Raw genomic sequence first — 9,930 nt, forward strand, 5'->3', positions numbered from 1 at the left:
GCAGTGTTCAGCGTAAATGTATCAGCTGGTCATGAGCGTCAGTAGCCCTTCCTTCCGTGAACTGCCCATCTTAGAAAGCGGCGATCGTCTCACCCGCGATGAGTTTGAACGGCGCTATCAAGCCATGCCTCAGCTCAAAAAAGCCGAGCTGATTGAGGGAATTGTTTACGTGGCATCTCCCCTCAGATATCGCCGACATGGCAGACCACACAGCCACATCATGGCCTGGCTGGGAGTTTATGAAGCAGCAACGCCGGGGGTTGAGTCGGCGGGCAATCCAACCGTTCGCCTGGACTTGGACAATGAGCCGCAGCCAGATGCCATATTGCGGATGCACGAATCTTGTGGGGGACAGTCCCGCATTAGCGAGGATGACTACATTGAGGGTGCACCGGAGCTGATTGTGGAGATTGCCGCCAGCACAGCTTCCTACGACCTGCATGATAAGCTGCGGGCCTACCGGCGCAACGGCGTGCGGGAATATCTGGTCTGGCTAACCCAAGAGCAAGCCTTTCGCTGGTATGTCTTCCAGAATGGAGAGTACGTGCTGCAACAGCCCAATGAGTCGGGCGTCTTGTACAGTCGGGTATTTCCGGGGTTGTGGTTAGCCGTGGACGCGCTGCTGACGGGCAACATGCAGCAGGTGTTGGGTGTGCTGCAAAGGGGAATTGAGTCGGAGGAACACCGAGAGTTTGCAGCGCGGTTGGCAACCCGAGAAGCAGAGGCTGGAGCCTAGGCCATGAGTCGGAGGGACGGGTTTGCGCTCGCAAAGGCTCAGGTTAATGGCTGTGGGCCAACAGGTTGGGCTCGAAGACAGCCATCTCCAACCGAAACGGGATCCCCATGTGGGCCAGCCAGTCCTGCAGGGGATCATCGGCCAGCGCCAGGATCTGCCCTTGGGGGGAAACGTGGGCCGGGCGGTGCCAGTTGCCCAGTTGATGAATCACTTGGCCCATCTGGATGGGGTTTTCAGGTTGAATCAAGAGCACCGGTTCGGGTTGGGCTCTGACCCGAATGTGTCGCTGCGCATCCGCATAGAGCAGATCCCCATCGTGAAGATGGGTGCCGCGGGGCAGCATCAGCTGGATCTCGGTGCCCCAGTCGCTCACCAGCCGTTGCCGGGATCGCTGGCGGTCGTGCCAAGTGAGGGCAACCACTTCCAAGTGGCCGGGGATCCCTTCTGACGGCTCGTCCGGCAGTTGCGTCACCGTAATGGCCGCGGGATCCTCTCCTGCAGCATGGGCATCTTCGCTCATGTTAGGGACTCCAGATACTGGCTGAGGTCTTCTTGAAGGCGAGAGAACTCCACCTCAGTGGAAAAGCGCAGCCCTTCCGTTTTCATAGTAACCAAGACCTTGGCTGCGTGGGGGCCGACCCAGATGTTGGGGTTGCAGAACATCTCCAAGCTGAAATCTTCAGTAGGGTAACGAAACTCAACCGGATCCTGAGGCTGCTGCCGGGAGCTGCCCGAGCGAACCTTGAGCCGCTCCAAGAGGATTTGCAGAGCCTTGTGCCATTGTTGTGCCGCCTCAGGCGAAAGGGAGAAACTGGCCGAGCCGGTTGCGAAGTTGAGGGCAAACTGAGGAAAATGGGTAGTCATGGAGGCCCGTACCGTTCGCGAAGCGTCCTTTGGAGGGCAGCATTGGACAACAACAGTATCTTACGTCAGCTCTTGCTAATGGGCGTGGGCACAACCACTCTGCTGGCAGAACAGTTGAGAAAGGCTGCCGACGACTTGGTGCAGAAGGGGCAGCTCAACCCAGAAGAGGCATCCAATGTCATCAACAACCTGCTCAACCAGGTGAAGGCCGAGCAGAGTAACTTTGAATCCTACGTTCAGCGGCAGGTGCGCAACGTCCTGCAGGATCTGGGCGTGCCCCGCCAATCGGAAATGGACGAGCTGCGGGGGCGGCTGGATCGGCTGGAGCGGCAGGTGCGCAATTTGGAAAATCAGGTTTACCGCCGGTAGCCGAGCTGAGCCTTCCCCTTTTGCCGGCTTTCCTTTGCCGTTGGGCAGGGTTTTGCCGAACGTTGCGATACCCTGAAGTTCTCTCTGGGAGAATTCATCAAGTTCCCATGCCAAGCGAAGTTTTGACCATCACAGGCCGAGGGATCCCCCTGCTGGGCAACGACATCGACACCGATCGGATTATCCCGGCCCGCTTTTTGAAGTGCGTCACCTTCGACGGCTTGGGCCAGCACGTGTTTGCCGACGACCGCGCCCAGGATCTCGGCCAACACCCCTTCGATCAACCCCAGTACCAGGGATCCCAGATCCTTGTGGTCAATGCCAATTTTGGCTGTGGCTCCAGCCGGGAGCATGCCCCCCAAGCGCTGGCCAAATGGGGGATCCGCGCCCTCATTGGCGAAAGCTTTGCCGAGATCTTCTTCGGCAACTGCTTGGCTCTAGGGATCCCTTGTGTCACGGCACCCCCGGCTGTGATTCAAGCCCTGCAGAAGGCGGTGGCGGAAAATCCCCAGCTCCAGTTGACGCTGGATCTGCCCAACAAACAGGTGCGCTGGGAGGCAAATACCGCTGCTGTGGAGATCCCCCAGGGAGCCTGGCAAATGCTGGTGCAGGGCACCTGGGACGCCACAGGACAACTGCTGGCCGCCCAAGCCCAGATTCACCAAGTAGCCGCTTCTTTACCCTACGTGCGTTGGCAGCGAGCCCGTTGAGCAATCCTCTCCCCCCTGATACCCATACATGGCTGGGCAGTGCCGACCCGGATTTTCTGGATTTGGCGATCCGGGAGATAGAAGCTGCGGATCCAGAGGCTGCCGTGCAGCGGCTAAAGGAAGCACCTGGCTTGGTATGGGTGTGCAGCCAACGCTCATTTGCTGACCTGGCTGAGGCTTGGCAAGCTGACCCGCCCATTTTTTTACGCCACATCTGCCCCATTCACCAAGAACGGCGGCTGGCCGAGGGATCCTTAGTTGAATTGCGCCTTGATGGGGAAATGTTGGCAGCCATTGACCCCGCCCTCAGCTTTTCGGTTCAGACGCGCCTGTTTGGGGAGCGGAATCTCAAGCCCTTCCAGGTCAATGAAACCCTGGCCGAACAGGTGATGGCAGCGGTGGGATCCCCCCTGCAGGTCAAAGACCCACAGCAGGTGATCTCGGTGGTGATCCTGGCTCAACCGATGGGCATTTGCGCTTGGCTGGGCCTATCCTTGGCTGCCCAGAACCTCTCCAACTGGGCCGGTGGGATCCATCGCTTTCGGCGGGATCCAGAGCAAATCAGCCGCTCCGAGTTTAAGCTGCTGGAGGCCATCCAGGTGTTTCAGATTCCCTTGGTGCCGGGGGGACAGGCTCTGGATCTGGGGGCAGCACCGGGGGGATGGTCGCGCATTTTGCGTCTATATGGCCAGCAGGTCACAGCAGTGGATCCGGGGGACTTGCACGAGCGCCTCAGCCAAGATCCGGGGATCCGCCACCATCGCCTCAGCGCCCAAGCCTACCTGGCCCGTGGCCCAGGCCGGTTTCACCTCATCCTCAACGACATGCGCATGGATGGCCCGGCTTCTGCCCGCCTGATGGTGGCTTTTGCCCCCCATCTGCAGCCACAGGGGAGAGCTGTGATGACCCTGAAGCTACCCCACCAACACCGCCTGCAGGTGCTGCGGCAAAGTTTGGAGATTTTGGGTAGTGCCTTCCCCCTGGTGAGGGCCCGCCACCTGTTTCACAATCGCAGCGAAGTCACCCTCTACTTGCAACAGGGGATCCCTGCCCCTCAATCTGCCGTTTCCACCACCTGAATCTCCCGACGGAGCACCATTTCGCGAATGGACTCCAGCAAGCCTATCTCTTCGGGGGAGATTTTGCCGTCCGACCGGATGGCGTTGACGATTTGATCCACCTCTGTGCGGGTGAGCTTTTTGTCTTCCAGCGCTCGATCCACCAGCGCTTGCAATTGCGAAAACTCCATAAGGCTCCTCTTGCTTGAACAGGTCTTGTCGCCTCATCTCCTCATCCAAGCTACCCGCCCTGACCCAAATCTCCTGCAAGCGCAAGATTCTCTTCAGGTATCCTAAAGAAAACGTGAAACCCACCGAGAGGAAGACATCATGGCTGGCCCGGATCCCAGGAGCACCGCGCACGATTGCGCCACCCTCTGTCGAGATGGCTGTGTCTTGGGAGAGGACTGCCCCCACCGAGAGGCGGCTCGCCAAGCCGTGGCCTTTGTCATGAGCACCGACTGGGAGACCTTGATGCGGATCGCCGAATCCAAGAACCTACCCAAAAGCTCCCCTCAGGAGGAGATGGATCCCCTGCAGTTTTTGGAGAATTACCGCTTGGGCGGGTAAGCCCCAACCAGTCTCCCTAAGGACAAGGGATCCCTGCTGAGGATCCAGGGGTTTTGAGCCATACTGAGTTAGGTGGGATCCCTGGATTCTATGGTTTGGCCTTGGATCGTCATCGGGTTAGTCCTCATTTCTGCCGAATTGTTTTTGCCAGAATTGGTTGCCGGCTCGGTGGGGCTGGCGGCGCTCTTGGCGGGGCTTTTGGCTTATTTGGGGCTGCCGATCTGGGTACAATTTGCCAGCTGGATTGGGGCATCGGTGGTGTTGATTATCCTCAGCCGCCGTCTGGTGCCCCATGGATCGGTTCAGGTAGAGGAATCTCGCGAGGCGCGGGCAATCACCCCCATTCCCCCAGGCGAACGGGGGCGGGTTTCTTATCTGGGTTCCACCTGGAACGCCAAGTGCAGCATTCCCAACCTGGAAATCCAAGCCGGGCAGGAGCTCTACGTGGTGGAGCGACAGGGGAATACCCTCATTGTCATGCCGGCCAAGATGCTCAAGTCCTGACCTGGACAAATGTTTGTTTCCCTTGTTGCCTTGAGCGAGGGATCCCTGCTTGGGTGTGCATCAGAGGCGGGGATCTGGCATAATCACAAAAGCTAAGCCGGGATGTAGCGCAGCTTGGTAGCGCATCTGCTTTGGGAGCAGAGGGCCGCAGGTTCAAATCCTGTCATCCCGATCCTGACTGCACCAAGAACAGAGCCATTCGCGTTCTTGGCCGATAGCTTCGCGCTTATCCAGGGCCCCAAAATCTTCCCATTGATGTTGCTAACTGCTAAAGCGGGCGTCTATTGGTGGAGGCGCAGTCTTTGTCTTGAAGGCGCGAGAAGCAAACTCTTCGATGCCATCGAATGGGTGGGTCAGGCAGCCAAGCGGGATCCCTTGTAGCCAGGCTGAGGGAAAAAAGAAGCAAGCACAAAAAAGGCAGGGTTAACTTGCCCCTGCCGAGAAGATCGAGAGTTGAGAGCTTGCTCTCGTTGTCGTAATCGTTGCATCAAGGCGCGGTTCCGTTTGTCCAGTTGGCGCTTGCGTGCCGATCCCCCACGACCGCGACGGTTTCTGCCCTGATGGCGAGGAGATTCATGAGATTTCAACAGCATGGGATTCCCCTGATAAACTAAACAGTCCTGCCTGATTCTAAACGAAACCTCAGCAACTGGCCACAAGACTGGCGGCGCAAGCTGCGGCATTTGCGGCTGGGGATAGGCCGTCTTTGTCAATTTATTCGCATCATTCGGCATGGAGGACTCCTTGGGACAGCCAGTCTTTTAGGCGGTGGGTAGCCCGGCAGTCATCCTCGTTGTAGATAAGCGAGTGCTCCAAATATCTGCGCTCCCGAGTTTCCAGCCATTGGCTATACCAGTAAATGGACTGGGCGCCATTGGCATCCGGCAGACGCCACTGAAACCCCAACCAGCGGGCGATGTTTTTCAGGGAATAGCTCTCGATCGGCAGCACCACCGAGCGTTGCACCCAGGCCTGTAAATCCACAAAGCGCTGCAACAACTGCCGCAGCTGTCGGGGATCCGTGCGGTATTGCTCCCCCAGCCGTCGGCAGGTCTGCACTTCAAAGCCGTGAAAGTGGTAGATGGGAGCGTCAGGATAGCGTTGTGCCAGTTGCAAGAATTGCTCCCAAGCTTGCCTTTCTTCCCGCGGGTCGGCGGCCAGGCAACTGTGATAGCTCGCAACCTTTTTCCCCTCGGCTTGCTCCACCACCAGCAGGCCCAGCAGATAGGCGACGTTGTGGCGGGGATCCGCCTCGATATCGAAGTACAGCTCTACGGGTGTGGTGGGCAGGGTTTCCGGGGGGGATTGAATCCAGAGGGGCTGCCGGCTGAGGGTGGCACGGGCTTGCAGCTGCAGTTGCAGGGCCACGCCGGATCCCAACTTGGGAATGGCTTGCAACCTATCCAACTGAGCGTTGGCCAGGGCTTCAATCGAGTGGATCCCCGCCTCTTGCAAAAGGGGATAGCGGGATCCCGTTACGCCCGGCAGCAGGCTGAGGGGTTGAGCGGCGGCGTTCAACTGGCGACAATGCTCCCGCCAGTGGCAAAGATGACAGCGGCTGCGGGCCATAAACACCTGGGGCGGTTCCGGCTGGCTGAGGGAGTGCAGATACTCCTGCAGCAATTGCCGCACCTGTGCTCGTCGGCGGCTCAGGTGGACGGGGTGCCACTTCCCATCTTTCAGGATCAAAATGCCCCGCTTGGGAACGTTTCCCTGCAGGGATCCGAGCAACTCTGCCTGCAAAGCCAGCAACAATTCGTATTCCGGTTTGGGGCGTTTGCCGATACGAATATGAACCGGCAGGTAAGAGGATCGGGCGGCGTGGCAACTTCTGCCAACGAGAGTGGGATCCCGAATCAGCAGATCCAGGGAGCTGCTCACCCAAACTGAACGTCCCTCTGGAACAGCTTCAGGCGGCGACGCAAGAGCGGGCACCATCTCGCAGTCTTCTGGGGCAGGGATGGGATCCCTTGGAGAGGAGGAGTGAGGGACAGGTTCAGAAGCAAGCTGCAACAGCTCTGCCTCAGCAGTACAGTTGAGATCTTCCTGCGGTTGCCAAAACAGCTCTGCGGCAATCCGTCCGCCGTAGATCCGCTCCGCCCCGTCGGCCATGGCTGCCAAGAGAGCTTCATTGCCCGGCGCAACCCGTTCTCCGGGGAATCGCTCAAACACAGCGGCTGCCAGGGCTTGGCGATCCCGCCGCCATTGCTCCAGCAGGTTGTCCGGCGGCAGCTTGGCCTCTTGAGGGCCAAAGCGATCCAGGTAAGGCAAGCGTCGGCAACGAAAGAAAGCAAGCAGCTCCTCAGCCTCAACAGAACCCTGTCCTGCTGCTGCAACCTGGCACTCCAACGGTGGAAAACCTCAGCTCTGCTGCCATTGTGGCACGCCCCCAGGTTGCCCTCTGATCCTTCAAGACTTGGGATCCTGAGTGGGCAGGAGATGGGCAATAATGCGCTCAATCGTCTCAGATTGGCGACGAGCTGTATCGGCTTGCTGTTGACATATCGTCTTTAACTCTCCCAGCCAGGTGTTGTGCTCCTGGGATATCAGCACCTGTTGTTGAACAATGGCTTTCAGATGGGTTAGGTCATCCTTGACGAAGCTGACGGTCTCGGCCAGGGTCAACACAGCCCCAACCAGGCGATCCAGCCGGAAGTCAATTTGGTCGAATCGATCTTTGCTCTGCATTTTCCTTACATTGGTTAGTAGAGGTTATCGGTGGGCGCTGAAGGGAAGTCACTTCACCAAGAAAAAGCCCCAAGCCGAACAGTCAGCCCGCTCAAGCTTGTGTCTTTATTGTTACCCGTACGTACAGATACAGCACTAGCTATTTAGTGCGACTTCCCCTATCTGCTGTACGATCACGCCCTGCCCTGCGGACGTAACTCACCCTTCAGGTGCAATGTGCACTATTTTGCAGAGCTTGGAGAAAAACCACAGGGAACGAGATCACAGCCACGGAAGACTTGAAGGGATAGCATAAACTACTGCCAAGGGCAGGGATCCCTGATAAGACCTGCAGCTTGCTGACACGGCTGGCGTATGCTGGAGAATAAAGATTTCTTTACACTTTACCGGAGCGGACTGTGACAGCTCTTTCGACGGCCCCAACCTTGCCCCAAACCAAGACGGTGGCGGTGGAAATGCAGGGGGTGTGGAAGCGCTTTGGGCAGCAAGTTGCCGTTCAAGATTTGAGCCTGCAGATCCCCCAGGGGGAAGTGTTTGCCCTGTTGGGGCCCAACGGCGCCGGCAAATCCACCACCATCCGCATGCTTACTAGCCTTACCCGACCCAGCCAGGGATCCATCCGGGTGGGGGGGTATGACGTGGTGCGGGATCCGGTGGCGGTGCGGCAGCAAATTGGCGTAGTTCTGCAGCCTATCACCCTAGAGGCAGAGCTGACCGTTTGGGAAAACCTGGAGTTCCACGGGCGTATGCACCACATCCCCAACCCAGAGCGGCAACGGCGCATCGATGAATGGCTGGAGTATGTGCGGCTGGCGGATCGCCGGCAAGACAAAGTGAAAACCCTCTCAGGGGGAATGAAACGACGCTTGCAGGTGGCCAGGGCGTTACTGCATCGCCCCCAGATTTTGTTTTTGGACGAGCCCACCGTCGGGTTGGATCCCCAGGCGCGGCGGCTGTTGTGGGAGATCTTGCGGGATCTCAATCGGCAGGGCATGACCTTGCTGATTACCACCCACTACATGGAGGAGGCAGAAGAGCTGTGCGACCGCATCGGCATCATGGATGGGGGAAGGTTAATCGAGTTGGGCAGCACCGAGCAATTGCGGGCCAAGTATGGAGAGGCCCTGCTGGTGCGATCCTGTCCTGGCCGGGAGGTGGAGTACACCTTTTTCCCCAGCTTGGCGGAAGCTCAGCGGCAGTTGGAAGCTGAACCTGACAAAACCGGCCTCATGGTGCGCCCGGCCAACTTAGAAGACATTTTTGTGCGTTTGACAGGCCGCCGCTTGGATTAACGGGCCCTCACCCCTGGCCCCTCTCCCAACGTGAAGAGGGGAGAGTTATTTGGGGGTTAAGGCTTTTCCTCTCCCCATCCCTCCTTCGGAGCGGGGGGCTCAAACTTGTAGCCAACTCCACGCACGGTGCGGATCAACTCCGGTTGGCTGGTATCAGTCTCTAGTTTCTTGCGAATTTGGCCGATGTGGACATCGACCACCCGTTCATCTCCCTCGTGGTTAAAATCCCACACCTCTTGAATCAGCTCAGCCCGTCGCCAAACCCGCCCCGGATGTCGAGCCATAGCATAGAGCAAATCGAACTCCAGTGCTGTTAAGTTGATCAGGCGCTGCTCGCGGATGACTGCTCGGGTTTCCGGGTCGATTACCAAAGAGGCAAAGGTCAAGACCGGTGCGCTGGCAACTTCGATCTTCATGCGTTGCCGCCGCAGAATGGCTTGCACTCGCGCCTGTAACTCCGGCAGGCTGAAGGGCTTGGTCAGGTAGTCATCTGCCCCCAACTGGAATCCGTGCAACTTATCAGCAGGGCTGACGCGGCTGGTCAACATCAACACGTACACGCCGGTCTCTTTTTGCATTTGCTGGCAGAGATCGTAGCCGCTCACATCCGGCAAGTTCAGATCCAAAATTACCAAGGCCGGCTGAAAAGCGCGCAACTGCTGTAAGCCCTCGGCCCCCGTCATCGCCACCTCAACCGAATACCCCTGCCGCTGCAAGTACCGCTGCAGTAGAGCACAAATGCTGGGATCATCATCGATGATGAGGATGCGTGACATGGCAGCTTGGCACTCTCGAAGTCAGCAGGAGACAAGGTTGCAGGGCGTTGGGGTGTGGGGATCCCTTCGGCAGCTCATGGGCAACAATCGTGCAGAGGCGATGGGCCCTCGGCTCGCGGGTGCGCGGGTGAATAAAGAGCCCTCTCAACAGGGCAAGCTTGACCCCAACCTCGGCTGGAAAGGGCCACAGGCGCAGGCAATTCATGAGTGATTGAACACTTAAATCTTATTTCAAGTCTTTACGTGTGGGGTCGCGCGGGGAGTTTATCCTTGCCGAGGCCGCCCTCCTGTGCGTAAATCAACGGAGGCTTATCCGAGAATCTTGGGCATTATCTTAGTAAACTACCCGACCCTGACTACTTC

The 9,930-nt window shown here is 58.2% G+C and carries 14 protein-coding genes and 1 tRNA gene; 8 read left to right on the forward strand and 7 right to left on the reverse strand.

Going from position 1 to position 9,930, the window contains the following annotated elements; genetic code table 11:
- Nucleotides 1–16: 16 nt before the first annotated feature.
- Nucleotides 17–736 (forward strand): Uma2 family endonuclease, encoded by a 720-nt coding sequence (locus tag NW818_RS07190; RefSeq protein WP_414389963.1) that lies wholly within the window; start codon nucleotides 17–19, stop codon nucleotides 734–736.
- Between the two features lie 43 nt (nucleotides 737–779).
- Here NW818_RS07190 and NW818_RS07195 read toward each other — a convergent pair whose 3' ends face one another.
- Together NW818_RS07195 and NW818_RS07200 are read right to left on the reverse strand one after the other, a co-directional pair.
- Nucleotides 780–1,256 carry an urease accessory protein UreE gene (locus NW818_RS07195; protein WP_414424183.1) on the reverse strand — a complete coding sequence of 159 codons (477 nt, stop codon included), beginning with the start codon at nucleotides 1,254–1,256 and terminating at the stop codon, nucleotides 780–782.
- Nucleotides 1,253–1,600, reverse strand: a complete 348-nt coding sequence (locus tag NW818_RS07200; protein WP_414424184.1) for a hypothetical protein — start codon at nucleotides 1,598–1,600, stop codon at nucleotides 1,253–1,255. The genes NW818_RS07195 and NW818_RS07200 overlap by 4 nt, the downstream gene beginning before the upstream one ends.
- 42 nt (nucleotides 1,601–1,642) lie before the next feature.
- Between NW818_RS07200 and NW818_RS07205 the strand changes: the two genes are divergently transcribed.
- The 3 genes from NW818_RS07205 (at nucleotide 1,643) to NW818_RS07215 (ending at nucleotide 3,758) form a co-directional block, all read left to right on the forward strand.
- Nucleotides 1,643–1,969 carry a phasin family protein gene (locus tag NW818_RS07205; RefSeq protein WP_011433607.1) on the forward strand — a complete coding sequence of 109 codons (327 nt, stop codon included), beginning with the start codon at nucleotides 1,643–1,645 and terminating at the stop codon, nucleotides 1,967–1,969.
- Nucleotides 1,970–2,076: 107 nt separating this feature from the next.
- Nucleotides 2,077–2,679 (forward strand): 3-isopropylmalate dehydratase small subunit, encoded by a 603-nt coding sequence (gene leuD / locus NW818_RS07210; protein WP_414424185.1) that lies wholly within the window; start codon nucleotides 2,077–2,079, stop codon nucleotides 2,677–2,679.
- The gene (locus NW818_RS07215) at nucleotides 2,676–3,758 is read left to right on the forward strand and encodes an SAM-dependent methyltransferase (protein ID WP_414424186.1); all 1,083 of its coding nucleotides are present in this window, start codon (nucleotides 2,676–2,678) and stop codon (nucleotides 3,756–3,758) included. Before leuD ends, NW818_RS07215 begins: the two co-directional genes overlap by 4 nt.
- Here the strand turns inward: NW818_RS07215 and NW818_RS07220 are convergent.
- Nucleotides 3,734–3,928 (reverse strand): hypothetical protein, encoded by a 195-nt coding sequence (locus NW818_RS07220; protein ID WP_011433610.1) that lies wholly within the window; start codon nucleotides 3,926–3,928, stop codon nucleotides 3,734–3,736. The genes NW818_RS07215 and NW818_RS07220 overlap by 25 nt on opposite strands.
- Before the next feature lie 139 nt (nucleotides 3,929–4,067).
- Here NW818_RS07220 and NW818_RS07225 point away from each other — a divergent pair, with 139 nt between their 5' ends.
- The 3 genes from NW818_RS07225 (at nucleotide 4,068) to NW818_RS07235 (ending at nucleotide 4,983) form a co-directional block, all read left to right on the forward strand.
- Nucleotides 4,068–4,307, forward strand: coding sequence for a hypothetical protein (locus NW818_RS07225; protein WP_011433611.1), 240 nt, complete (start codon nucleotides 4,068–4,070; stop codon nucleotides 4,305–4,307).
- A gap of 90 nt (nucleotides 4,308–4,397) precedes the next feature.
- Entirely contained in the window at nucleotides 4,398–4,811 is a 414-nt protein-coding gene (locus NW818_RS07230; RefSeq protein WP_414329493.1) for an NfeD family protein, read from the forward strand.
- A gap of 98 nt (nucleotides 4,812–4,909) precedes the next feature.
- A tRNA-Pro gene (locus NW818_RS07235) sits at nucleotides 4,910–4,983 on the forward strand.
- A gap of 181 nt (nucleotides 4,984–5,164) precedes the next feature.
- Here the strand turns inward: NW818_RS07235 and NW818_RS07240 are convergent.
- The 3 genes from NW818_RS07240 to NW818_RS07250 form a co-directional block, all read right to left on the reverse strand.
- A complete protein-coding gene (locus NW818_RS07240) occupies nucleotides 5,165–5,404 on the reverse strand; it encodes a hypothetical protein (RefSeq protein ID WP_414400613.1) in 240 nt (79 codons plus the stop codon).
- A gap of 130 nt (nucleotides 5,405–5,534) precedes the next feature.
- A complete protein-coding gene (locus tag NW818_RS07245; RefSeq protein ID WP_414424187.1) occupies nucleotides 5,535–7,160 on the reverse strand; it encodes a TM0106 family RecB-like putative nuclease in 1,626 nt (541 codons plus the stop codon).
- 60 nt (nucleotides 7,161–7,220) lie between these two features.
- The gene (locus NW818_RS07250) at nucleotides 7,221–7,499 is read right to left on the reverse strand and encodes a hypothetical protein (RefSeq protein ID WP_414357373.1); all 279 of its coding nucleotides are present in this window, start codon (nucleotides 7,497–7,499) and stop codon (nucleotides 7,221–7,223) included.
- Nucleotides 7,500–7,942: 443 nt separating this feature from the next.
- Between NW818_RS07250 and NW818_RS07255 the strand changes: the two genes are divergently transcribed.
- Nucleotides 7,943–8,791: an ABC transporter ATP-binding protein gene (locus tag NW818_RS07255; RefSeq protein ID WP_011433616.1), complete on the forward strand. Its 849-nt coding sequence runs from the start codon at nucleotides 7,943–7,945 to the stop codon at nucleotides 8,789–8,791.
- A 56-nt stretch (nucleotides 8,792–8,847) separates the two neighbouring features.
- Here the strand turns inward: NW818_RS07255 and NW818_RS07260 are convergent, their stop codons facing one another.
- On the reverse strand, nucleotides 8,848–9,567 hold the full coding sequence (locus NW818_RS07260; RefSeq protein ID WP_414424188.1) for a response regulator transcription factor: 720 nt from the start codon (nucleotides 9,565–9,567) through the stop codon (nucleotides 8,848–8,850).
- Nucleotides 9,568–9,930: the final 363 nt, after the last annotated feature.

The sequence above is a fragment of the Synechococcus sp. R6-5 genome, assembly GCF_047461775.1.
In the GTDB taxonomy this organism is placed as follows: Bacteria; Cyanobacteriota; Cyanobacteriia; order Thermostichales; family Thermostichaceae; genus Thermostichus.

Coding starts and splice junctions, on each gene's coding strand:
- NW818_RS07190 (WP_414389963.1), top strand. CDS start 17: ATGTATCAGCTGGTCATGAGCGTCAGTAGCCCTTCCTTCCGTGAACTG.
- NW818_RS07195 (WP_414424183.1), bottom strand. CDS start 1,256: ATGAGCGAAGATGCCCATGCTGCAGGAGAGGATCCCGCGGCCATTACG.
- NW818_RS07200 (WP_414424184.1), bottom strand. CDS start 1,600: ATGACTACCCATTTTCCTCAGTTTGCCCTCAACTTCGCAACCGGCTCG.
- leuD (WP_414424185.1), top strand. CDS start 2,077: ATGCCAAGCGAAGTTTTGACCATCACAGGCCGAGGGATCCCCCTGCTG.
- NW818_RS07220 (WP_011433610.1), bottom strand. CDS start 3,928: ATGGAGTTTTCGCAATTGCAAGCGCTGGTGGATCGAGCGCTGGAAGAC.
- NW818_RS07225 (WP_011433611.1), top strand. CDS start 4,068: ATGGCTGGCCCGGATCCCAGGAGCACCGCGCACGATTGCGCCACCCTC.
- NW818_RS07230 (WP_414329493.1), top strand. CDS start 4,398: ATGGTTTGGCCTTGGATCGTCATCGGGTTAGTCCTCATTTCTGCCGAA.
- NW818_RS07240 (WP_414400613.1), bottom strand. CDS start 5,404: ATGCTGTTGAAATCTCATGAATCTCCTCGCCATCAGGGCAGAAACCGT.
- NW818_RS07250 (WP_414357373.1), bottom strand. CDS start 7,499: ATGCAGAGCAAAGATCGATTCGACCAAATTGACTTCCGGCTGGATCGC.
- NW818_RS07260 (WP_414424188.1), bottom strand. CDS start 9,567: ATGTCACGCATCCTCATCATCGATGATGATCCCAGCATTTGTGCTCTA.